Below are 22,309 nucleotides of genomic sequence, written 5' to 3'. Positions count from 1 at the left end.
TGGGTGCCGCCGCGCACGGCGGCCCCCGAAGGCTGCTGACCCGCGCGGCACCGGGGGCGACCCCCGTATGGGCCGCCCTGCACCTGCCCACGGCCGGCCTCGCGGCCCTGCTGAGCCGGCTGCTGGCCCGCGGTCTGTCCCGGTACCTGCTGTGGGGCCTGGTGGGGACGACCGCCACCGCCGTCTATCTGCTGGGCGCCGCCGCCCAGTTGTGGTGCGCCGGTGCCCGTCCCGGCCGTCGCCCCACGCCCCGATCCGTACCACCCCCACCGACAAGAGGAACCGCCATGACGCTCGTGCTCGACTCCGCCGCCCAGGACCTGCTCTTCCGCCAGGCCCGCACCGCGAACACCTTCACGGACACGCCGGTCACCGACGAACAGGTCCAGGACATCTACGACCTGGTGAAGTACGGCCCGACCTCGATGAACCAGCAGCCCCTGCGGGTGGTCCTGGTCCGCTCCGGCGACGCCCGGGCACGCCTGGTGCAGCACCTGGCCGAGGGGAACAAGAAGAAGACCGAGACCGCGCCGCTGGTCGCCCTGCTCGCCGCGGACAACGAGTTCCACGAGGAACTGCCCACGGTCTTCCCGCACTTCCCGCAGGCCAAGGACGTGTTCTTCGCCGAGCGCTCGGTCCGCGAGCGGTCCGCCGCCCTCAACGCCGCCCTCCAGGTGGGCTACTTCATCATCGGCGTCCGCGCCGCCGGCCTCGCCGCCGGCCCGATGACCGGCTTCGACGCCGAGGCCGTCAACAAGGAGTTCTTCCCCGACGGCGACCACTCGGTGCTGGCCGTCGTCAACATCGGCAACCCGGGTGAGGACGCCTGGTTCGCCCGCAGCCCGCGGCTGGGCTACGACGAGGTCGTCACCACGGTCTGACCCCCGGCGCGAGGCGGCGGTTTCGACACCGCCGCCCACGACGCCGGCCGTGGGCGGCGGTGTCCTCGTCGCGGTGCTGCCGGCCTTCGCCGCCGCGGCCTTCCGCCGGCCCCCCACCGGCCCCACCGGGTTGCCCCTTCCCCTGCGCTCCGGCGCCATCATCGCCCGCGGCGTCGTCCTCACCTACCGCTGACGCGGGCGTCCCCGTCCCCGGCGCCGCCTGGCATCATGCCCTGCCACGGGGAGGAGGCGGTCCCGTGCCCCGGCGCCCGGCATGTCAGCACTCGATGACGTTGACCGCGAGCCCGCCCCGCGCCGTCTCCTTGTACTTGACCTTCATGTCGGCCCCGGTCTCCTTCATGGTCTTGATGACCTTGTCGAGGGAGACGTGGTGCCGCCCGTCCCCGCGCATCGCCATGCGCGCGGCGGTGACGGCCTTGACCGCGGCCATGCCGTTGCGTTCGATGCAGGGGATCTGGACCAGGCCGCCGACGGGGTCGCAGGTGAGGCCAAGGTTGTGCTCCATGCCGATCTCCGCGGCGTTCTCGACCTTCTCCGGGCCGCCGCCCAGGACCTCGGCGAGGCCGCCCGCGGCCATGGAGCAGGCGGAGCCGACCTCGCCCTGGCAGCCGACCTCGGCGCCGGAGATGGAGGCGTTCTCCTTGAAGAGCATGCCGATCGCGCCCGCCGCGAGGAGGAAGCGGACGACGCCGTCCTCCTTCTCGGCCTCCGTCGACTGCCCTGCGACGAAGTTGACGTAGTAGTGGAGGACGGCCGGGATGATGCCGGCGGCGCCGTTGGTGGGGGCGGTGACGACCCGGCCGCCGGCGGCGTTCTCCTCGTTGACGGCCATGGCGTAGAGGGTGACCCACTCCATGGCGTGCGCGGCCGTGTTGCCCTCGGCGCGCAGCTGGCGGGCGGTGGCCGAGGCGCGGCGGCGGACCTTGAGGCCGCCGGGGAGGATGCCCTCACGGCTCAGGCCGGCGGCGACGCAGTCCTTCATGACGCCCCAGATCTCCAGCAGGCCCGCGCGGATCTCGGCCTCGGAGCGCCAGGCCTTCTCGTTCTCCAGCATCAGCCCGGAGATGGACAGCCCGGTCTCCCGGGTGAGCCGCAGCAGCTCGTCGCCGGTGCGGAAGGGGTACTTCAGCACGGTGTCGTCGAGCTTGATGCGGTCCTCGCCGACCGCGTCCTCGTCGACGACGAAGCCGCCGCCCACCGAGTAGTAGGTCTTCTCCAGCACGGGCACGCCGGCCTCGTCGTACGCGAAGAGCGTCATCCCGTTGGCGTGGTACGGCAGCGAGCGGCGGCGGTGCAGGATCAGGTCGTTGTCCGCGGCGAACGGGATCTCGTGGGCGCCGAGCAGGCTGATGCGGCCCGTGCTGCGGATGAGCTCGACGCGCTCGTCGGCGGTGTCGACGTCGACGGTCCGGGGGGAGTGGCCCTCCAGGCCCAGCAGCACGGCCTTGGGGGTGCCGTGGCCGTGGCCGGTGGCGCCGAGCGAGCCGAACAGTTCGGCGCGCACGGAGGCGACGCCCGCCAGCAGGCCGTCGTTCTTCAGGCGCTGGGCGAACATCCGGGCGGCGCGCATCGGGCCCACGGTGTGGGAGCTGGACGGGCCTATGCCGATCGAGAAGAGGTCGAAGACGGAAATGGCCACGGTGCGATGACTCCTCGGGTTCGCGGACCCCGTTGTCCGCGGGCGGCCGGCGGGGTCGCCGCCGGGTGGTACGTGGGCGGCGGTGGTGCGCCGCGCTTGCTCCAGTGTGCGGGACCGTCCTCACGGCCGGTCCCGCACACCGGGTGATGCTCGCTACTTCAGGCCGGGGTACAGCGGGTGCTTCTCGGCGAGCGCGGTGACCCGGGCACCGAGTGCCTTGGCCGCGTCCGCGTCGAAGCCCGGCTTCAGGGCCTCGGCGATGATGTCGGCGACCTCGCGGAAGTCCTCCGCGCCGAAGCCGCGGGTGGCCAGCGCGGGGGTGCCGATCCGCAGGCCGGAGGTGACCATCGGCGGGCGCGGGTCGTTCGGGACGGCGTTGCGGTTGACCGTGATGCCGATCTCGTGCAGCCGGTCCTCGGCCTGCTGGCCGTCGAGCGCGCTGTCGCGCAGGTCGACCAGGACCAGGTGGACGTCCGTGCCGCCGGACAGCACCGACACGCCCGCCTCGGCGACGTCGGCCTGCGTCAGCCGCTCGGCGAGGATCTTCGCGCCCTCCAGGGTGCGGACCTGGCGGTCCTTGAACTCCTCGCTCGCCGCGACCTTGAAGGCGACCGCCTTCGCCGCGATGACGTGCTCCAGCGGGCCGCCCTGCTGCCCGGGGAAGACCGCCGAGTTGATCTTCTTGGCGAGCTCGGCCTTGCTGAGGATGACGCCGCCGCGCGGGCCGCCCAGCGTCTTGTGCGTGGTCGTGGTGACGACGTCCGCGTAGGGCACGGGGGAGGGGTGGAGCCCCGCCGCCACCAGGCCCGCGAAGTGCGCCATGTCGACCATCAGGTAGGCGCCGACCTCGTCGGCGATCCGCCGGAAGGCCGCGAAGTCCAGCTGACGCGGGTACGCCGACCAGCCGGCGATGATCAGCTTCGGGCGGGACTCCTTGGCGAGGCGCTCGACCTCGGCCATGTCGACCCGGCCGGTCTCGGCGTCCACGTGGTAGGCGACCACGTTGTACAGCTTGCCGGAGAAGTTGATCTTCATGCCGTGGGTCAGGTGCCCGCCGTGGGCGAGGTTCAGACCCAGGATCGTGTCGCCGGGGTTCAGCAGCGCGAACATCGCGGCCGCGTTGGCCTGCGCGCCCGAGTGCGGCTGGACGTTGGCGTGCTCGGCGCCGAACAGCGCCTTGATCCGGTCGATCGCGAGCTGCTCGACGACGTCGACGTGCTCGCAGCCGCCGTAGTAGCGGCGGCCGGGGTAGCCCTCGGCGTACTTGTTGGTCAGCACCGAGCCCTGGGCCTGGAGCACCGCGACCGGAGCGAAGTTCTCCGAGGCGATCATCTCAAGGGTGGACTGCTGGCGGTGCAGTTCGGCGTCGACGGCTGCGGCGACGTCGGGGTCGAGCTCGTGCAGTGAGCTGTTGAGAAGCGACATCAGGGGGGTCATCCGTCCGGAGGTCGGAGTGGACAGGGCGGAGCGGTCGGGAGGTCCCGAGCGGTCAGTTGCCGGTGAAGGCGGTGTACTCGTCCGCGGAGAGCAGGTCGCCCGGCTCCTCGGACACCTTCACCTTGAACAGCCAGCCGCCCTCGAAGGCCGCCGAGTTCACCAGCGAGGGGTCGTTGACGACGTCCTCGTTGACCTCGGTGACCTCGCCGGAGACCGGGGCGTACAGGTCGCTGACCGACTTGGTCGACTCCAGCTCACCGCAGGTCTCGCCCGCGGCCACCGTGTCGCCGACCGCCGGCAGCTGGACGTAGACGACATCGCCGAGGGCGTTCGCCGCGTGCTCGGTGATGCCCACCGAGGACACACCGTCCGCGTCGGCGGCCGAGACCCACTCGTGCTCCTTGCTGTACCGCAGCTGCTGGGGGTTGCTCATGGCGTGAATTCTCCTGGATGACGGTATGTGCTGGTGAACGACTGTCTTGACAGGTGGGACGGCTGTGCCGGATGTGACCGGTGCCTCAGCGCTGCCGCTTGTAGAACGGCAGGGCCACCACCTCGTACGGCTCATGCGTACCGCGGATGTCCACGCCCACACCTGAGGTGCCCGGCGCGGCGTGCCCGGCGTCCACGTACGCCATGGCGATCGGCTTGCCCAGGGTCGGGGACGGGGCGCCCGAGGTGACCTCGCCGACCACCTCGCCGCCGGCCACCACCGGGTAGCCCGCGCGGGGGACCCGGCGGCCCTCGGCGACCAGGCCGACCAGCTTGCGCGGCGGCGCGGCCTCGGCCTTGGCGGCGGCCTCGGTGAGCGCCTCACGGCCCACGAAGTCACCGGGCTTGTCGAACTTCACGACCCGGCCGAGCCCGGCGTCGAAGGGGGTGAGCGCGGTGGTCAGCTCGTGCCCGTACAGCGGCATGCCCGCCTCCAGGCGCAGCGTGTCGCGGCAGGACAGGCCGCACGGCACCAGGCCGGCGTCCGCGCCCGCGTCGGTGAGCGCCTGCCAGAGCTTCTCCGCGTCGGCCGGGGCGACGAAGAGCTCGAAGCCGTCCTCGCCGGTGTAGCCCGTACGGGCGATCAGCGCGGAGACGCCGGCGACGGTGCCGGGCAGGCCCGCGTAGTACTTGAGCCCGTCCAGGTCGGCGTCGGTGACCGACTTCAGGATGCCGGGGGACTCCGGACCCTGGACGGCGATCAGCGCGTACGCGTCCCGGTCGTCGCGCACCGCGGCGTCGAAGCCGGCCGCGCGCTCGGTCACCGCGTCGAGGACCACCTGGGCGTTGGAGGCGTTGGCGACGACCATGTACTCCTCGTCGCCGAGGCGGTAGACGATCAGGTCGTCGAGGATGCCGCCGTCGGGCGCGCAGATCATCGTGTAGCGGGCCCGGCCCACGGCCAGCGCCGAGATGTGGCCGACCAGCGCGTGGTCCAGCGCCTCGCCCGCGGCCGGACCGGTGACCGTGATCTCGCCCATGTGGGACAGGTCGAACAGGCCGGCCCGGGTCCGCACGGCGGTGTGCTCGTCGCGCTCGCTGGCGTACCGCAGCGGCATGTCCCAGCCCGCGAAGTCGGTCATCGTGGCGCCGAGGGCGCGGTGCAGCGCGTCCAGTGCGGTACGGCGGGGTTCACTCATCGGGCGGGCTCCCAAGGCAAGGAAAAGGAAGGTAAGGCGATGACGGGGGCTGGTCCTCCCCATCTGTCATCGGAACCTGAGAGGTTCACCTGGACCCTCCGAGCGGAGGAGTCCCGGCTTGCACCTTGGGTGGGGCGGCACCCCCGTGACCGGGAGGGCTCGCCCGCTTTTCAGATGTGCCTCGAACGCGCGGTATCTGTGCCTGAGAGATTCAAGGGAGGACTTGCTCCTTCGGCGTCCCGCCCGCCGTAGCGGTGCGGAAGCTCTCCCGCGCGGCCTCGAACGGCCGATATGAGATTGAGGCCGCCATCATTGCACGGGCGCCCGCCGTTGTCGCGATCGCGTGCCGGATGTCCCGGTCCGGTCCCGATCCGGTAGTAACGCCGCCGTTTCTCTGGGTAGGAAAAGACACAGGATTTACCATTTCTTGAACGTCGGACCCGGAGGGCAACTGTGCGGTGGCAGAGTGCGTACGCGGCGGCCGGGGGCCCGGCCGTGTCCCGGCCGGTACCGGCGCGGGCCGGGGAGGCGCGCCGCAGGGGCCGCGCCGTGCGGCCGCGCCGGCTGCTCGATCTGAGGCGGGGACGGAGGCCGGTGCGCACCCTGTGCTACCCGCAGGGTGACGTCCTGGTCGTCTCCGGTCTGCCGGGCGGCGGCAAGAGCACCCTCATGCGGCGCGCGGCGGCCGAGGCCCGCCTGATCGACTCGCAGGACGTACGGGAACGGTGGCAGACGCGTATGCCGCGGCTGCTGCCGTACGCCGTCTACCGTCCCCTGGTGCGGGTCGCCCACTACGCGGGGCTGTGGCAGGCGCTGCGCTCGGGCGACAGCGTCGTCCTGCACGACTGCGGGACCCTGCGCTGGGTGCGCTCCTGGGTCGCCCGCGACGCGCGGCGGCGCGGACGGGGGATGCACCTGGTGCTGCTTGACGTCCCCGTGCGGACCGCCCTGGACGGGCAGCGCGAGCGCGGGCGGGGGGTTTCGGCGTACGCCATGGCCCGGCACCGCAACGCCTCCCGGCGCCTGCTGGCGGAGGCGGAAGCGGGCCGGCTGCCCGGCGCGTGCGTCTCCGCGGTGCTCCTGGACCGCGAAGCGGCCCGGGAACTCGAGGCCATCGACTTCGACGGCTGAGCGACCGGGCCGCGACGCGGGAGGTGCGGTACCGCTAGGGAACCTGCGGTTCCGCGGGGCCCTGCGGCGCCGGCGGCGCTTCGGGCGGGAGCTGCTCCCCCTGGTCGTTGAGGGGGACCGGCGGCGCCTCGGGCGGGAGCTGCTCCCCCTGGTCGTTGAGGGAGACCGGCGGCGTCACCGGCAGCGCACCGGTCAGCAGCTTCGGCACCGCCAGCAGCAGGGCCTGCAGGTCCGAGACGACCTTGGACACGCCGGCCGTCACACCCGCGAGGTCCTTGGCGACCACCTTGGCCAGCAGGTCCGTCACGTCGGCGATCAGCTGGTCGAGCGCGGCCTTGACGTCGGAGGCGGGGTCCGCGGCACGCCGCTCACCCTCACCGCCGCTCTGGGGATCGACGGCGGACGGGTCACCCGGCTGGCCGGGGTCCCCGGGCTGCAGGCCCGGCTGCGCAACGGCCGGGTCCTGGGCCGACGGGTCTATGTCGCCGGGAGATACCGCACCAGCCTGGTCGAGGACCGAGGCCAGCTGGCTGCTCGCCTCCTCGAGACCCTTGCGGAGGTCCTCCAGCTTGGCCGAGTCGGGGCTCTCGGCCTGGGCCTCCTGGGTGAGCTTGGCGCCGATGGACAGCGTGTCACCCAGCTTGGCGATGAGTTCGGCGTTGCCCGTGTCCGCCCCGCGGGCGGCGAGGTGCTCGACCTGGACGGCCGCGCTCCGGGTGGGGGCGTGGGCACTCGCGACACCGCCGGTGAGGCCCATCGTCAGCGAGGCGCAGACCGCCGCCGCTATGAGGGTGGAGTTGGTCCTGGTGATGCGCATGTTGAGATATCTCCCAGTTGAGGGTTTTCTCCTTGCCCGTCCTACCTTCGGAAACGATGTGACGCTTCGCAACCGGACGATCGCACCGCGTGACGGATGCGGGATGCGGGGGTCGCTTCCGCCCGCCGCCGGATAGGGTTTCCACCGAGGGCACCACCACAGGAAATTGCGAGGCGAGACGCAGTGAACATCCCGGGGCAGCGGATACCGGACGGCTTCGCCCCGCCGGGCCACGGCGCGGGCGGCTGGCCCGCCAACGAACTCGAGGAAGTGCTCTCCGCGGCGCTCGGCGACCCGGGCGCCACGGCACGCGTCCTGGAGGTGCTCGGCCGCTCCGAGTTGTGGATCCCGCTGCCGAACGGCGGCGGCCCCGACAGTCCGGACCTCGATCTGCCGACCATCGAACTCGACGGCGGCGTCTACGTCCCGGTGTTCAGTTCCGAACAGCAGTTCCTCGGCGCCGGCTCCGGCATGAGCTTCGCCGTCGCCCCCGCCCGCGAGTTCGCGCGCGGCCTGCCCCCGCAACTGGGGATCGCCGTCAACCCCGGTGGAGCGGTGGGCATTCCGCTGCCGCCCGCCGCCGTCATGGAGCTGTGCCGCACCGACCGCGAGCCCGGCACCCCGACCGGCGCCCGGGTCCGGCTCTGGGAACCCTCGCCCGATCAGGAGCCGGTGGACTTCCTGGCCGCCGCCGCGGGAGAGTTCGCCGTCACCCCCGTGGTGCTCTCCGCCCGCCGCGCGCTCGCCAGTGTCGAGGGCGATCCGGCCACGCTCTTCATCGGCGTCGAGCTCGACCGCTGGCAGGAGGACGACCGCGCCGCCGCCATGGCCGCCCTGGGGCGGGCGCTCGGCGCCGTCCCCGTGCCGTGGCAGGTGAACATCGTGCTGCTGGACGTCGCACAGGACCCCGTCGGCGACTGGATGCTCGAGCGCGTGCGACCCTTCTATGTCGGCACGGGCGCATAACCTTGGTTCGGCACGCGAGGCATTCGGCGAAGCAGACGACGCGGACAACGCGGACGCGGGAGGGCGGGACACGTGAGCGCGGGCGTGGGAGGAGGCGGGGGGCTGGAGCATGCGCTCCGGCAGGTGACGCCCGGTAGGTACGACGCCTACGAGAACCTGCTGCGGACCCTCGCCGACAGTCAGGTGTGGATGCTGCTCTGGCAGGGCTCACCCGGCGGGGCCGACGCTCAGTACGGCAACATGGAGGTCGCGGGCCACGGCTACGCCCCCTGTGTGACCTCTCCGCAGGAGCTCGCCGCCAGCGGCTGGAACCGGGCCCACGAGGTGGTCTCCGGCCGCGAGATCGCCACCTCGCTCTTCCCCGACCGCTGGGGCCTGTGGCTCAACCCGCACGCCCCCGGCGGCGGTGTCGGCGTCCCCTGGCTCGATCTGCGGCGGGTCTGCCTCGGGCTCGACCGGGCCCCGGCCGGGCCGCTGCGGATCGGTGAGCCGGCCCTCCAGATCCCCCAGTACTACGCCCTGTTGTGCCAGCAGGCCCATCGCACCCCGGCCGTCCGCTCGCTGCGGCGCGCCTGGGTCCAGCCGGCGGTGGGCGAGCCGTACCTCGCGATCGGCGTCGACCTCTACGACGCGGGCCCGCAGGCCGCCGAAACGGTGCGCCTGATGATGCAGTCCGCCCTCGGCGCGGTGCCGCAGGGGCTGCCGGTCGCCACGGTCGCCCTCACGGACGAGTACGACCCCGTCGGGATGTGGATGCGGGCCTCCGCTCAGCCCTTCTACTCCCGGGACGCCCACGGCGCGCCCGGCGCTCCCGGTGTCCCCGGTACGACGTACGGCTGGGCCCCGCAGCCCTACTGACCCCGTCCCCGCCGCCCTGGCGGTTTCCCGCCCCTGGCGACTTCCCGGCCCCGCCCCGTGCCGATCAGGGGCACCCCTGCAAGGGAATCCGCAGGGGCAGCGGTGCCGCACCCGGCAGCGCGAGGTGCCCTCAGAGGATCGCGTCGACGAGCCCCAGGGGCGGACTGCCCAGCTCCAGAAGTGCCCCGTGGAACCGCTGCAGCGAGAACGCGGGGCCCCAGGAGCGGCGGGCCCGCTCACGGAGCCGCATGATCTCCAACTTGCCCCAGGTGTAGCGGCCGTACGCCGCGTCGAAGGTGCCGCGCCGGGCCTCGGAGGCCGCGCCGGCCCGCGCGAGGTGGGCGTCCCGCATGAACCGCTGCGTGGCCTCCTCCAGCGTCATCGCCCCCGTGTGCAGCCCGATCGCGCTCGCGAGCCGGGTGACCCGTACGAGCGCCTCCAGGGCGACGCCGATCGCGAAGCGGGGGTCGCGGGCACGGAAGCCCTCCTCGAGGCAGACCTCCTCGACGTAGTGCGCCCAGCCCTCGCAGAAGGACAGGGAGTGCAGAACGCGGCGCACTTGCGTCGGCGCGTGCCGCAATGCCCGGCCGTGGGCGAAATGGCCCGGTGCCACCTCGTGCACGGTGATCGCCGGCAGGCTCGTACGGCTGAAGACCGAGAGCCACTCCTCGCGTTCCTCCTCCGGCCAGTCCGGCTCCGGCGGGGTGACGTGGTACCAGGATGCGGAGTCGGCCTCCTCCGGGGCCGCCCAGGTCATCATCGCCATGGACCAGCGGCGTGACGGCGGCGCGGGGCCGACCAGGCAGTCGCCGTCGAGCCAGGGCACGAGCCCCCGCTGCCGGGTGAACTCGATGACCTCGTCCGTGAGCCGGGCGGCCTCGGGGATGACCCCGTCCGCGTCCGGGTGGTCCGCGAGCAGCCGCGGGATGAGTTCGTCGACCGTGGCCGCCGGGTCCAGCCGCCTGCAGGACTCCGTGAGCAGTTCGGTGAGCCGGTCCCGCTCGCGCTCGGCCTCGTCGGCGAGGGCCGACAGGTCCACGCGCATGCCTTCCTGACTGCCCATCAGGAGGGCGAGGGCCTCGCCGCCGAGGCGGGGATCGGGGTCGCCGGTCTCGGCGGCGCGGGCGATGTGGTCGACCAGCCGGGCGTGCGCGGCGAGCGCGGGCCCGGCCTCCGGTTCGCGGTCCGGGTCGAGGTCGGCGGCCAGGCCGCGGACCGCCCCAAGGAGTGCGGCGGCGACCGGCGCGCTCACCCGGTCGAGCGATGCGATGGCCGCGTCGACGGCGTCCGGCCACTGCTGGAGGTGGCGCCTGCGGGCCTCCGCCAGCTCCTCGCGGGGTGCGTACTCGCGGTCGTAGGCGGTGAGTTCGAGATTGGACAAATGCGGATATGGGTCGCGCCGGTGCAGTTCGAGCTCGCCGTACTGGATCTTGAGAGTGTCCTCGAAGACCGACAGGTGCCGTTCGTCGTGAGGGTCGGAAAGGGCCGGTTCGCGCAGTCGGGCGTGGGCGAGCGAGGACAGGCCGCGGCGCACGCCGTCGGGCGACAGGTCCTGCACCCGGCCGTCGTACTCGTGGAGTCCCGCCATCTCCCTGACCACGGGGACCATCAGGTCGCACACCGAGCGAAGGCGATCGTTCATGGCCTCGACGGTAGCGACTCCCGTTGCCTCCCCGCGATCTGTCAACGCGCGTAACACTGCGGTAATAACGGACGAAGGCTCACCACATCACGGTTGCGCATCGCTTCCCTGTGAGGTCTGGCGCGTGATCCATGCCCCATGAAGACTCGCGCTCCAAGGCGGCTCTCACGTCGCCTTAACGATTCATCACAAACACAACACACACAGCCAGGCCCCATCGCACCACCATCAAAGAGCTCCGCCCGACATGGTCGGCCCGCTCCGTCGACCCGGGCGGACGACCAGGCGAAGCCGGCCACCGCCGGCAGGGGGATGCGCGAGGAGAAATGACAGCACCGCTGCACGACACCGCTGCCGCCGAGACGGCACTGCCCGACGTCACCGCCGATGTGCCGGCGAAGGCGATCGAGGGGCGCTCACCCGGCCGGATCGCCTGGATGCGGCTCAAGCGGGACAAGGTCGCGCTTGCCGGCGGATTCGTCGTGATCCTGCTCATTCTTATTGCCGTATGCGCACCCGTGCTGGTGCACTTCTTCGGCCATGACCCGAATGAGTTCCACGAGAATCTGATCGACCCCGACCTCGGCACGCCCAAGGGTTCCTTCGGCGGCATCAGTTCGGACTTCCTGCTGGGTGTCGAGCCGACCAACGGCCGCGACGTCTTCAGCCGCATCGTCTACGGCGCGCGGATCTCGCTGCTCGTGGCGTTCCTCGCGGCGATGGTGTCGGTCGTGATCGGCAGCATCCTCGGGGCGGTCGCCGGCTACATGGGCGGATGGGTCGACTCCGCGATCAGCCGGCTCATGGACCTGCTGCTGGCCTTCCCGCAGCTGCTCTTCACCATCGCCCTGGTCTCAGTCGTTCCGGACTCGGTCTGGGGCCTGACCGGCTCGGGCGTCCGCATGGGCGTGCTGATCGTGGTCATCGGCTTCTTCGGCTGGCCCTACATCGGCCGCATCGTCCGCGGGCAGACGATCTCGCTGCGGGAGCGCGAGTTCGTCGAGGCGGCCCGGAGCCTGGGGGCCGGGCGGCTGCACATCCTCGGGCGGGAACTGATGCCCAACCTCGTGGCGCCGATCCTGGTGTACACGACCCTGATCATCCCGACCAACATCCTGTCGGAGGCGGCGCTCAGCTTCCTCGGCGCCGGCGTCAAGCCTCCCACCCCCTCCTGGGGCAAGATGCTCTCCGACGCCGTGCCCATCTACCAGGCGGACCCGACCTACATGGTGGTCCCCGGTGTGGCGATCTTCATCACCGTACTGGCTTTCAACCTCTTCGGGGACGGGCTCAGGGACGCGCTCGACCCCAAGGGGAGCTGAGCGCCGTATCCCAGCCGCCGGTCCAGCCGGACGGCCTCTTCAAACCGGATGACGCGGGAACCGCGTCACGGGCAGTTCAGATCACGGAGGTTGTACAACAGTGAATCGCAGAGGCAAAGTACTCGGGGCGATCGCGCTTGCCGGAGCCCTGTCGCTGACCGCGGCGTGTGGGGGTGGAGGATCCGACGACAAGAAGACCTCCAGCGAGGGCGCCGGCTTCGACGCGGGCACCAAGGGCAAGGTGCTCAACGCGTCCGACAAGAAGGGCGGCACCCTCAAGCTCTGGTCGCCCCAGGACGTCGACTTCCTGGACCCGGCGCGCGCCTACTACGGCTTCGTGTGGGACATCCAGCGCCTCTACGTCCGCCAGCTGCTGACCTACGACTCCAAGCCGGGTGAGGCGGGCAACAAGCTCGTTCCCGACCTGGCGAAGGACATGCCGGAGGTCACCAACGACGGCAAGACGTACACCTTCCACCTGAAGGACGGCGTCAAGTTCGACGACGGTACCGACATCACGTCGAAGGACATCAAGTACGGCATCGAGCGAGTCTTCGCCCAGGACGTCCTCTCCGGCGGTCCGGTCTACATCATCGACCAGCTGGACCAGGGCCAGAAGTACCCCGGCCCGTACAAGGACAAGGACCCGAACAAGCTCGGTCTGAAGTCCGTCCAGACGCCGGACGACAAGACCATCGTCTTCAACCTGAAGAAGGCGTACTCGGACTTCCCGTTCCTGCTGGCCATGTCCGACACCTCCCCGGTGCCGCAGGCCAAGGACGACGGCGCCAAGTACACCAACCACCCGGTGGCCACCGGCCCGTACAAGGTCGAGTCCTTCACCGCCGGCAAGGGCGCGGTGTTCACCCGCAACAAGTTCTGGGACGCCAAGACCGACACGGTCCGCAAGGCCCTGCCGGACAAGGTCACCTTCACCGTGACCACCAACGCGGACGACATGGACTCCCGCCTGCTGTCGGGTGACATCGACTACGCGATCGACGGCACCGGCGTGCAGCAGGCCGCGAAGATCAAGATCCTGCAGAGCGCCAAGTACAAGGCGAACGCGGACAACCCGTACACCGGCTACATCCGCTACATGGCGTTCCCGACGAACGTGAAGCCGCTGGACAACGTGGACTGCCGCAAGGCGATCATCTACGCGGCCGACCCGCAGTCCCTGCAGACCGCCCGTGGCGGCCCGACCAGCGGTGACTTCGGCCTCAACATGCTGCCGCCGAACATCCCGGGCTCGGACAAGTCCTACGACCCGTACGGCCTGGCCGCGGGCAAGTCGCAGCCGGAGAAGGCCAAGGAGGCCCTGAAGGCCTGCGGCCACCCCGACGGCTTCTCCACCGTGATCGCGGTCCGCAACAACCGCGCCCCCGAGGTCAAGACCGCCGAGTCGCTCCAGGCGTCGCTGGCGAAGGTCGGCATCAAGGCCACCATCGACCAGTACGACGGCAGCCAGTCCTCCTCCGTCGTCGGCTCGCCCGACAACGTGAAGAAGAAGGGCTACGGCGTCGTCATCATGGGCTGGGGTGCCGACTTCAACACCGGTGCCGGCTTCCTGCAGGCCCTGGTCGACGGTCGTTACATCCTCCCGAACGGCAACAACAACTTCTCGCTGATCAACGACAAGGAGATCAACGGGCTGTTCGACAAGGCCGCGGGCGAGTCGACGGCGGAGGCCGCCGCCGCGGACTACGGCCAGATCAACAAGCTGGTGATGGAGAAGGCCCTGTACCTGCCCATCAACTTCGACAAGGCGCTGATCTACCGCAACCCGCGGATGACGAACGTCTTCGCCAGCGACGGTCAGGGCGGCCGCATCGACCTCGCGGTCGTCGGCGTCGAGAAGTAAACCCCGTCACACCAGCTAGTCAGTTAAGCGCGAAGGGCAGGTGAAGGCCGCCGCGGGCGGTCGCCGGTCCCCACAAGGGGCCGGCGGCCGCCCGGCGGCTGCCGAGTTCAGTGCTCGTCTACATCTTTCGACGACTGATCAATGTCGTCGCCCTGCTGGTGGTGGTCTCCATGGTCACCTTCGGCATCTTCTTCATGGTGCCGAAGATCACCGGAAGCGACCCGGCTCTCCTCTACGCGGGCAGAGCGACCAACAAGGTGGCCATCGAAGGCATTCGCCACAAGATGGGCCTGGACAAGCCGATCACCGTCCAGTACGGGGACTTCGTCAAGGGCATCGTGGTCGGCCGGGACTACGACAGCGGCAGTGAGAAGACCCACTGCCCGGCGCCGTGCTTCGGTTACTCCTTCAAGAACGAGCAGCCCGTGTGGCCGCTGCTGCTCGACCGGCTCCCGGTGACCGCGTCGCTCGCGGCGGGCGCCGCGGTGCTGTGGCTGCTCGGCGGCGTCGCCACCGGTGTGATCTCCGCCCTGCGCAGACGCACCGTGCTGGACCGCGTCACGATGGTCACCGCCCTGGCGGGTGTCTCGCTGCCGGTGTACTTCACCGGTCTGCTGACCTCCGCGATCTTCGTGACCAGCCTGGGGTGGCTGCCGGAGAACGACTACGTCAACTTCGCCGACAACCCGGCGCAGTGGGCGCAGCACCTGATCCTGCCGTGGATCACCCTGGCGTTCCTCTTCGCAGCCACCTACGCCCGGCTCACCCGCGCCACCATGCTGGAGATCCTGGGCGAGGACTACATCCGCACCGCGCGGGCGAAGGGGCTCAAGGAGGGCGTGGTCATCGGCAAGCACGCCCTGCGCTCCACCCTCACCCCGATCATCACCGTCTTCGGCCTCGACCTCGGCCAGCTGCTCGGCGGCGCCGTCCTCACCGAGACCGTCTTCAACCTGAAGGGACTGGGCAACGCCGCGGTCAACGCGATCAGCACCCAGGACCTGCCGGTCATCCTCGGCGTCACCATGTTCGCCGCCTTCTTCATTGTCATGGCCAACTTGATCGTTGACCTGCTGTACGCCGTCGTCGACCCGCGCGTGAGGCTGACGTGAACCAGAGTCCCTCCACCGAAACCTCCGTACCCGGCGTGCCGGTTCCGGACCCGTCGTCCGCCCCCAAGGAGTTCCTGGCGGTCCGCGACCTCAAGGTCCACTTCCCGACCGACGACGGCGTGGTGAAGTCCGTCAACGGACTGTCGTTCACCCTGGAGCGCGGCAAGACCCTGGGCATCGTGGGCGAGTCGGGGTCCGGCAAGTCCGTGACCTCGCTCGCCATCCTGGGCCTGCACCGCACCGGGCACAGCCGCTCCAGGCCGCAGATCAGCGGTGAGGTGTGGCTGGACGGCAAGGAGCTGATCTCCGCCTCCGCCGAGGAGGTGCGCCGGCTGCGCGGCCAGAAGATGGCGATGATCTTCCAGGACCCGCTGTCCGCGATGCACCCCTACTACACGGTGGGGCAGCAGATCGTCGAGGCGTACCGGATCCACAACCAGGTCACCAAGCAGGCCGCCCGCAAGCACGCGGTCGAGCTGCTGGACCGGGTCGGCATCCCCCAGCCCGACAAGCGCGTCGACTCCTACCCGCACGAGTTCTCCGGCGGTATGCGGCAGCGCGCGATGATCGCGATGTCGCTGGCCAACAACCCCGAGCTGCTGATCGCCGACGAGCCGACCACCGCGCTCGACGTGACCGTGCAGGCGCAGATCCTCGACCTCATCCGGGACCTGCAGAAGGAGTTCGGCTCCGCGGTCATCATGATCACCCACGACCTCGGTGTCGTCGCCGAACTCGCCGACGACCTGCTGGTGATGTACGGCGGCCGGTGTGTCGAGCGCGGCAGCGCCGAGAAGGTGTTCTACGAGCCGCAGCACCCGTACACCTGGGGCCTGCTGGGGTCGATGCCGCGCATCGACCGCGAGCTGACGGACCGCCTGGTCCCGGTCAAGGGATCGCCGCCGAGCCTCATCAACGTGCCCCCGGGCTGCGCCTTCCACCCGCGCTGCCCCTACGCGGACCTCACCGACGGCGCCAGCACCACGGTCGTGCCGGAGCTCAAGGACGTCGGCGGCGGGCACTTCGCGGCGTGCCACCTGCGCAAGACGGATCGGGAGCGCATCTGGACCGAAGAGATTGCGCCCAAGCTGTGAAGGACCAGGCTGTGCCCAACAACGACGTCACGATCCCCCAGCAGGCGGCGACGGAACCCGTGCCGACGACCGAGGGGGAGGCCCTGCTCAAGGTCAGCGGGCTGGTCAAGCACTTCCCGATCAGGAAGGGACTGCTGAAGCGCCAGGTCGGCGCGGTCAAGGCGGTCGACGGCATCGACTTCCACGTCAACGCGGGGGAGACCCTCGGCGTGGTCGGCGAGTCCGGCTGCGGCAAGTCCACCATGGGCCGGCTGATCACCCGGCTGCTCGAACCGACCAGCGGCACCATCGAGTTCGAGGGCCGGGACATCACGCACCTCGGCACGGCGCGCATGCGCCCGCTGCGCCGTGACGTGCAGATGATCTTCCAGGACCCGTACTCCTCGCTGAACCCGCGGCACACCGTCGGCACGATCGTCGGCGCGCCCTTCCGGCTGCAGAAGGTGCAGACGGAGAGCGGTGTGAGGAAGGAGGTGCAGAACCTCCTGGAGCTGGTCGGCCTCAACCCCGAGCACTACAACCGCTACCCGCACGAGTTCTCCGGCGGCCAGCGGCAGCGCATCGGCATCGCCCGCGCACTGGCGCTCAAGCCCAAGCTCGTGGTGGCGGACGAGCCGGTCTCCGCGCTGGACGTCTCCATCCAGGCCCAGGTGGTCAACCTCCTGGACGACCTGCAGAGCGAGCTCGGCCTGACGTACGTGATCATCGCCCACGACCTGTCGGTCATCCGGCACGTGTCGGACCGCATCGCGGTGATGTACCTGGGCAAGATCGTGGAGGTGGCGGACCGCGAGTCCCTGTACTCCAAGCCGATGCACCCGTACACCAACGCGCTGCTCTCCGCGGTGCCGGTGCCGGACCCGAAGCGGCGCAGCAAGCGCGAGCGGATCCTGCTGACCGGCGACGTGCCGTCGCCGATCGCCCCGCCGCCGGGCTGCCGCTTCCACACCCGCTGCTGGAAGGCGACCGAGGTCTGCAAGACCACGGAGCCCCCGCTGGCCACCCTGGCCACCGGGCACCAGGTGGCCTGCCACCACCCGGAGAACGCCGGAGGCGACTCCGGCAGCGGTGCGACCGAAAAGACGGTCGAAAAGGCGTAGCCCCGCACCCGGCACAATGAGGCCGGTGCAAACCGAACTGTTCAGTCACTCCGTCCAGCACGTGCTCGACCTCGTCGGAATCTTCGTCTTCGCGATCTCCGGCGCGCTGCTCGCCGTACGCAAGAACTACGACGTCTTCGGCATGGCGGTGCTCGCAGAGGTCACCGCGCTGGGCGGAGGGCTGATCAGGGACCTGATCATCGGGGCGGTCCCGCCGGCGGCCTTCACCGACCTCGGCTACTTCCTGACCCCGATGATCGCCACCGTGGTGGTCTTCTTCCTGCACCCCCAGGTCGAGCGGATCAACACCACCATCAACGTCTTCGACGCCGCCGGCCTCGGCCTCTTCTGCGTCGCCGGCACCACCAAGGCCTACGACTACGGCCTCAACCTCACCGCCTCCGCCACCCTCGGGCTCGCCACCGCCGTCGGCGGCGGCGTGCTGCGCGACCTGCTCGGCAACGAGGTGCCCTCCCTGCTGCGCTGGGACCGCGACCTGTACGCGGTGCCGGCGATCGCCGGGGCGGTCGTGGTGGCGCTGCTCATCAAGTTCGACGCCCTGACCCCCGGCACCGGGATCCTCGCCGTCGTCAGCGCCTTCGTCCTGCGACTGCTGGCCATGCGGTTCCACTGGCGCGCGCCGCGTGCCTGGCACCGGCGGACCACGGCGGAGGAGTAGCCCCGCCACCCCCTCGGGCTCCGGCGCGTCCCGGACGGCGCGGTGGGGCCTCGGGGCGGTACGGGGCGGCGGCGCCCGTAGAATCACGCTCATCATGGCCTACTTCGACCACGCCGCGACGACCCCCATGCTCCCCGAGGCCGTGGAGGCGATGACCACGCACCTCGCCGTCACGGGCAACGCCTCCTCGCTCCACGCGGCCGGCCGCCGGGCCCGGCGGACGGTGGAGGAGTCCCGTGAGTCGCTGGCCGCCGCACTCGGCGCGCGCCCCAGCGAGATCGTCTTCACCGGCGGCGGCACCGAGGCCGACAATCTGGCGGTCAAGGGCCTGTACTGGGCCCGCCGCGACGCCGATCCCCGGCGCGTCCGGGTCCTGTCCAGCCCGGTGGAGCACCACGCCGTCCTCGACGCCGTCGACTGGCTCACCGAGCACGAGGGCGCACGGGTCGAATGGCTCCCGGTCGACGCGTACGGGCGGGTCCACCCCGAGGCCCTGCGCGAGGCAATCGCCCGCGACCCCGCAGACGTCGCCCTCGCCACCGTGATGTGGGCCAACAACGAGGTCGGCACGATCATGCCGATCGAGGAACTCAGCGCGGTGGCGCGGGAGTTCGAGGTGCCGCTGCACTCCGACGCCGTCCAGGCGCTCGGCCAGGTCGAGGTCGACTTCGCGGCCTCGGGGCTCGACGCGATGACCGTCACCGGGCACAAGGTCGGCGGGCCTTACGGCGTCGGGGCCCTGGTGCTGCGGCGCGAGGTCGGGCCGGTCCCGATCCTGCACGGCGGCGGCCAGGAGCGCGGCGTACGCTCCGGCACACTCGACGTCCCCGCGGTCGCCGCCTTCGCCGTGGCCGGCGCACTCGCCGCCGAGCGGCAGGGCGACTTCGCGCGGGAGATCGGAGCCCTGCGCGACGACATGGTCGCCCGGGTCCGCGCGGCCGTCCCCGAGGCGATCCTCAACGGCGATCCCGCCCCCGGCGGCCGGCTCCCCGCCAGCGCCCACTTCTCCTTCCCCGGCTGCGAGGGGGACTCCCTGCTGATGCTGCTCGACGCCCAGGGCATCGAGTGCTCCACCGGGTCCGCGTGCACCGCCGGGGTGCCGCAGCCCAGCCACGTCCTGCTCGCGATGGGCGCCGACCCCGACCTCGCCCGGGGCTCCCTGCGGTTCTCCCTCGGGCACACCTCGACGGCGGAGGACGTCGCCACCCTCGGCGAGGCGATCGGCCCCGCCGTGGCCCGCGCCCGCAGCGCGGGCCTGATGTAGGGCCTGCGTCGGCCATTGCGTGGCCCGGGCGCCGGTCCGCTCGCGGCGCGCCCAACCGTGCGGCGCCGCCGGCGGGTGCGGGTGGCCCCTGTGGGTGATGTCGGTCTGTGGGCTGCTCACGGGCGGGGCCGCGTTGCCCGCCCCGCGTCCCCCCACCGTCGACGGCAACGGGCGGGCGGGTGGGAGACCGTCCGCCGCAGGCGCAACGCACCCGCACTCGCCCACGCACCGCACCCACCACGACCCGCCCCGCAGGGGAACCGCGCTCGCGACGACCGGCCCCGCAAGACGCCCCCGGGGGCGCCGTACCCTAGGAGGCGCTATGACTGACTTCCCCGGTGCACCCACAGGCCCTGGCGACGGCCGTCGCCTCCGCGTGCTCGCCGCGATGAGCGGTGGCGTCGACTCGGCCGTGGCGGCCGCCCGCGCCGCCGAAGCGGGGCACGACGTCACGGGCGTGCATCTCGCCCTCTCGGCGAACCCTCAATCGTTCCGCACCGGAGCCCGCGGCTGCTGCACGATCGAGGACAGCCACGACGCCCGCCGCGCCGCGGACGTGATCGGCATCCCCTTCTACATCTGGGACCTGGCCGACCGCTTCCGCGCCGACGTCGTCGACGACTTCGTCGCCGAGTACGCGGCCGGCCGCACGCCCAACCCCTGCCTGCGCTGCAACGAGAAGATCAAATTCGCCGCGCTTCTCGACAAGGCGATCGCCCTCGGCTTCGACGCCGTGTGCACCGGCCACTACGCCACCGTCGTGGCCAACCCCGACGGCACCCGCGAGCTGCACCGCGCCTCGGACGCGGCCAAGGACCAGTCGTACGTGCTCGGCGTCCTGGACGAGCGGCAGCTGGCGCACGCCATGTTCCCGCTCGGGGACACCCTCACCACCAAGGACGAGATCCGGGCGGAGGCCGCGCGGCGGGGCCTGTCCGTGGCGAAGAAGCCGGACAGCCACGACATCTGCTTCATCGCGGACGGCGACACCCAGGGCTTCCTCGCGCAGCGCCTGGGCACCGCCGAGGGCGACATCCTCGACGAGGACGGGAACCGTCTGGGCGGCCACTCCGGCGCGTACGGGTACACCGTCGGCCAGCGCAAGGGCCTGCGCCTGGGGGTGCCCGCCGCCGACGGCAAGCCCCGCTACGTGCTCGACATCTCGCCGGTGAACAACACGGTGACCGTCGGCCCCGCCGAGGCCCTCGACGTCACGGCGCTCACCGGCATCCGGCCGCGCTGGTGCGGCACCGCGCCGGACGGGGCGGGGCCGCGCCCGTACACCGCCCAGCTGCGCGCGCACGGCGACGACGTGCCCGTCACCGCCGAGCTGATCGGCGACGAGCTGCGTGTCCGCTTCACCGGCGGAGCGGTCCGCGGCGTCGCCCCGGGCCAGGCGGTCGTCCTCTACGACGGCACGCGCGTCGTCGGCTCGGCGACGATCGCCACCACGGAACGCAGCCCCCGCGCGACGGCGAGCGCCTGACCGCCGCCGTTGCGCGGCACGGCGGCCGCCATGACGGGTTCGACGCCCGCGGCGAGCAGTCCGGACGCCGTACGGAAGACTGGCCCGTATGAACATCTGCGTCTTCCTCTCCGCCGCCGACCTCGGGCCCCGCTACACCGACCCAGCCCGCGAGTTCGCCGAGTTGATCGGCAAGGGCGGCCACACCCTGGTGTGGGGCGGCTCGGACGTCGGCCTCATGAAGGTGATGGCGGACGGGGTGCAGGAGCACGGCGGCCGCCTGGTCGGGGTGTCGGTGGAGTTCCTGGCGGCGAAGGCGCGCAAGAACGCCGACGAGATGGTGATCGCGGCCGACCTCGCGGAGCGCAAGGCGGAGCTGCTGGCCCGCGCGGACGCCGTGGTGGTCATGGTGGGCGGCACCGGCACGCTGGACGAGGCGACCGAGATCCTGGAGCTGAAGAAGCACGGACTGCACACCAAGCCGGTCGTCCTGCTCAACACGGCGGGTTTCTACGACGGGCTCAAGGAGCAGTTCCAGCGGATGGACGAGGAGGGTTTCCTGCCGCTGCCCCTCACCGACCTGGTGTTCTTCGCGGAGGACGGCGTCTCGGCCCTCGCCTACCTGGAGGAGAACGCCGCGATCGTGTGAGCCCCGGGATGACAGCATGGGGCCCATGTCGATTCATCTGATCACCGGCGCCGGCTCCGGCATCGGCGCCGTCGTGGCCCAGCGCCTCCTCGACCGCGGCGACGAACTGTGGCTGCTGGCCCGCAACGCCGGACGCGCCAAGGAGCTGGCCGACCGCTTCCCCGGGGCGCACACCCTCGTCGGGGACCTCGCGGAGCCGGAGCGGCTGTCCTGGGCGCTGGGCCACCAGACGCCGCCGGAGCGGCTGGACTCGCTGCTGCACATCGCGGGCGTCGTGGACCTGGCCCCGGTCGGTGAGCTGACCCCGAAGATCTGGAACCGGACGCTCGCCGCCAACCTGGTGGGTCCCGCCGAGCTGACCCGCCTCGTCCTGCCCCAACTACGGCTGTCCCGCGGCCACGTGGTCTTCGTCAACTCCGGAGCCGGACTCAACGCGCACGCCGAGTGGAGCGCCTACGCGGCCAGCAAGCACGGTCTGAAGGCGCTCGCCGACTCCCTGCGCCACGAGGAGCACGCGTCCGGGGTGCGGGTCACCTCGGTCTACCCGGGCCGCACCGCCACGCCCATGCAGGCCAAGGTGCACCAGCAGGAGGGCAAGGCCTACGACCCCTCCCGGTGGATCGCCCCCGAGTCGGTGGCGACGGTGGTCCTGACGGCGATCGACCTGCCGCGGGACGCCGAGATCAACGACCTGACGATCCGGCCGGGAGCCTGACCGGCACGGCGTCGTACGCTGC

21 protein-coding genes and 1 riboswitch are annotated in these 22,309 nt (G+C 71.4%); of the genes, 15 read left to right on the top strand and 6 right to left on the bottom strand.

Translation table 11 applies throughout. The features are described 5' to 3' along the window. Positions 1–287 precede the first annotated feature (287 nt). Positions 288–881, top strand: coding sequence for a malonic semialdehyde reductase (locus ACWDAS_RS06270; protein WP_450387917.1), 594 nt, complete (start codon positions 288–290; stop codon positions 879–881). Between the two features lie 49 nt (positions 882–930). Continuing rightward, positions 931–1,074: a hypothetical protein gene (locus ACWDAS_RS06265; protein WP_450387669.1), complete on the top strand. Its 144-nt coding sequence runs from the start codon at positions 931–933 to the stop codon at positions 1,072–1,074. 84 nt (positions 1,075–1,158) lie between these two features. On the opposite strand, the gene ACWDAS_RS06260 is transcribed toward ACWDAS_RS06265, so the two are convergent. The 4 genes from ACWDAS_RS06260 to gcvT all read right to left on the bottom strand — a co-directional run bounded on the left by ACWDAS_RS06260 (position 1,159) and on the right by gcvT (position 5,609). Further along, a complete protein-coding gene (locus tag ACWDAS_RS06260; RefSeq protein WP_450387668.1) occupies positions 1,159–2,541 on the bottom strand; it encodes an L-serine ammonia-lyase in 1,383 nt (460 codons plus the stop codon). Between the two features lie 153 nt (positions 2,542–2,694). After that, positions 2,695–3,966: a serine hydroxymethyltransferase gene (glyA, locus tag ACWDAS_RS06255; RefSeq protein ID WP_450387667.1), complete on the bottom strand. Its 1,272-nt coding sequence runs from the start codon at positions 3,964–3,966 to the stop codon at positions 2,695–2,697. A gap of 64 nt (positions 3,967–4,030) precedes the next feature. Continuing rightward, positions 4,031–4,411, bottom strand: coding sequence for a glycine cleavage system protein GcvH (gene gcvH, locus ACWDAS_RS06250; protein ID WP_450387666.1), 381 nt, complete (start codon positions 4,409–4,411; stop codon positions 4,031–4,033). Between the two features lie 85 nt (positions 4,412–4,496). After that, entirely contained in the window at positions 4,497–5,609 is a 1,113-nt protein-coding gene (gene gcvT / locus ACWDAS_RS06245; RefSeq protein WP_450387665.1) for a glycine cleavage system aminomethyltransferase GcvT, read from the bottom strand. Positions 5,610–5,789: 180 nt separating this feature from the next. Further along, a riboswitch (glycine riboswitch) is annotated at positions 5,790–5,890 on the bottom strand. Between the two features lie 172 nt (positions 5,891–6,062). On the opposite strand from gcvT, the gene ACWDAS_RS06240 reads away from it, so the two are divergent. Continuing rightward, a complete protein-coding gene (locus tag ACWDAS_RS06240; RefSeq protein WP_450387664.1) occupies positions 6,063–6,740 on the top strand; it encodes an AAA family ATPase in 678 nt (225 codons plus the stop codon). A gap of 34 nt (positions 6,741–6,774) precedes the next feature. On the opposite strand, the gene ACWDAS_RS06235 is transcribed toward ACWDAS_RS06240, so the two are convergent. Then, the gene (locus ACWDAS_RS06235) at positions 6,775–7,557 is read right to left on the bottom strand and encodes a hypothetical protein (protein WP_450387663.1); all 783 of its coding nucleotides are present in this window, start codon (positions 7,555–7,557) and stop codon (positions 6,775–6,777) included. Positions 7,558–7,740: 183 nt separating this feature from the next. Between ACWDAS_RS06235 and ACWDAS_RS06230 the strand changes: the two genes are divergently transcribed. Both ACWDAS_RS06230 and ACWDAS_RS06225 read left to right on the top strand, forming a co-directional pair. Continuing rightward, a complete protein-coding gene (locus ACWDAS_RS06230; protein WP_450387662.1) occupies positions 7,741–8,523 on the top strand; it encodes an enhanced serine sensitivity protein SseB in 783 nt (260 codons plus the stop codon). Between the two features lie 72 nt (positions 8,524–8,595). After that, the gene (locus ACWDAS_RS06225) at positions 8,596–9,381 is read left to right on the top strand and encodes an enhanced serine sensitivity protein SseB C-terminal domain-containing protein (RefSeq protein ID WP_450387661.1); all 786 of its coding nucleotides are present in this window, start codon (positions 8,596–8,598) and stop codon (positions 9,379–9,381) included. 130 nt (positions 9,382–9,511) lie between these two features. On the opposite strand, the gene ACWDAS_RS06220 is transcribed toward ACWDAS_RS06225, so the two are convergent. Further along, entirely contained in the window at positions 9,512–11,023 is a 1,512-nt protein-coding gene (locus ACWDAS_RS06220; RefSeq protein ID WP_450387660.1) for a DUF885 family protein, read from the bottom strand. 326 nt (positions 11,024–11,349) lie between these two features. Between ACWDAS_RS06220 and ACWDAS_RS06215 the strand changes: the two genes are divergently transcribed. From ACWDAS_RS06215 to ACWDAS_RS06170, 10 genes are all read left to right on the top strand, one after another. Then, positions 11,350–12,345 carry an ABC transporter permease gene (locus tag ACWDAS_RS06215; protein WP_450387659.1) on the top strand — a complete coding sequence of 332 codons (996 nt, stop codon included), beginning with the start codon at positions 11,350–11,352 and terminating at the stop codon, positions 12,343–12,345. Between the two features lie 100 nt (positions 12,346–12,445). Next, positions 12,446–14,209 (top strand): ABC transporter substrate-binding protein, encoded by a 1,764-nt coding sequence (locus ACWDAS_RS06210; RefSeq protein WP_450387658.1) that lies wholly within the window; start codon positions 12,446–12,448, stop codon positions 14,207–14,209. A gap of 110 nt (positions 14,210–14,319) precedes the next feature. Further along, positions 14,320–15,321, top strand: coding sequence for an ABC transporter permease (locus ACWDAS_RS06205; RefSeq protein ID WP_450387657.1), 1,002 nt, complete (start codon positions 14,320–14,322; stop codon positions 15,319–15,321). Continuing rightward, the gene (locus ACWDAS_RS06200) at positions 15,318–16,415 is read left to right on the top strand and encodes an ABC transporter ATP-binding protein (RefSeq protein WP_450387656.1); all 1,098 of its coding nucleotides are present in this window, start codon (positions 15,318–15,320) and stop codon (positions 16,413–16,415) included. The genes ACWDAS_RS06205 and ACWDAS_RS06200 overlap by 4 nt, the downstream gene beginning before the upstream one ends. Positions 16,416–16,426: 11 nt before the next feature. After that, positions 16,427–17,515 (top strand): ABC transporter ATP-binding protein, encoded by a 1,089-nt coding sequence (locus ACWDAS_RS06195; protein ID WP_450387655.1) that lies wholly within the window; start codon positions 16,427–16,429, stop codon positions 17,513–17,515. Positions 17,516–17,540: 25 nt separating this feature from the next. After that, on the top strand, positions 17,541–18,194 hold the full coding sequence (locus ACWDAS_RS06190; protein ID WP_450387654.1) for a trimeric intracellular cation channel family protein: 654 nt from the start codon (positions 17,541–17,543) through the stop codon (positions 18,192–18,194). A 94-nt stretch (positions 18,195–18,288) separates the two neighbouring features. Further along, positions 18,289–19,458, top strand: a complete 1,170-nt coding sequence (locus tag ACWDAS_RS06185; protein ID WP_450387653.1) for a cysteine desulfurase family protein — start codon at positions 18,289–18,291, stop codon at positions 19,456–19,458. Between the two features lie 322 nt (positions 19,459–19,780). Then, positions 19,781–20,944 carry a tRNA 2-thiouridine(34) synthase MnmA gene (gene mnmA, locus ACWDAS_RS06180; RefSeq protein ID WP_450387652.1) on the top strand — a complete coding sequence of 388 codons (1,164 nt, stop codon included), beginning with the start codon at positions 19,781–19,783 and terminating at the stop codon, positions 20,942–20,944. 88 nt (positions 20,945–21,032) lie between these two features. Next, a complete protein-coding gene (locus ACWDAS_RS06175; RefSeq protein WP_450387651.1) occupies positions 21,033–21,572 on the top strand; it encodes an LOG family protein in 540 nt (179 codons plus the stop codon). A 25-nt stretch (positions 21,573–21,597) separates the two neighbouring features. After that, entirely contained in the window at positions 21,598–22,287 is a 690-nt protein-coding gene (locus ACWDAS_RS06170) for an SDR family oxidoreductase (protein WP_450387650.1), read from the top strand. Positions 22,288–22,309: the final 22 nt, after the last annotated feature.

This window comes from Streptomyces sp. NPDC001070 (assembly GCF_053598835.1).
The sequence above is the reverse complement of the archived record's forward strand: the minus strand, read 5'-3'. Positions and strand labels throughout refer to the sequence as shown.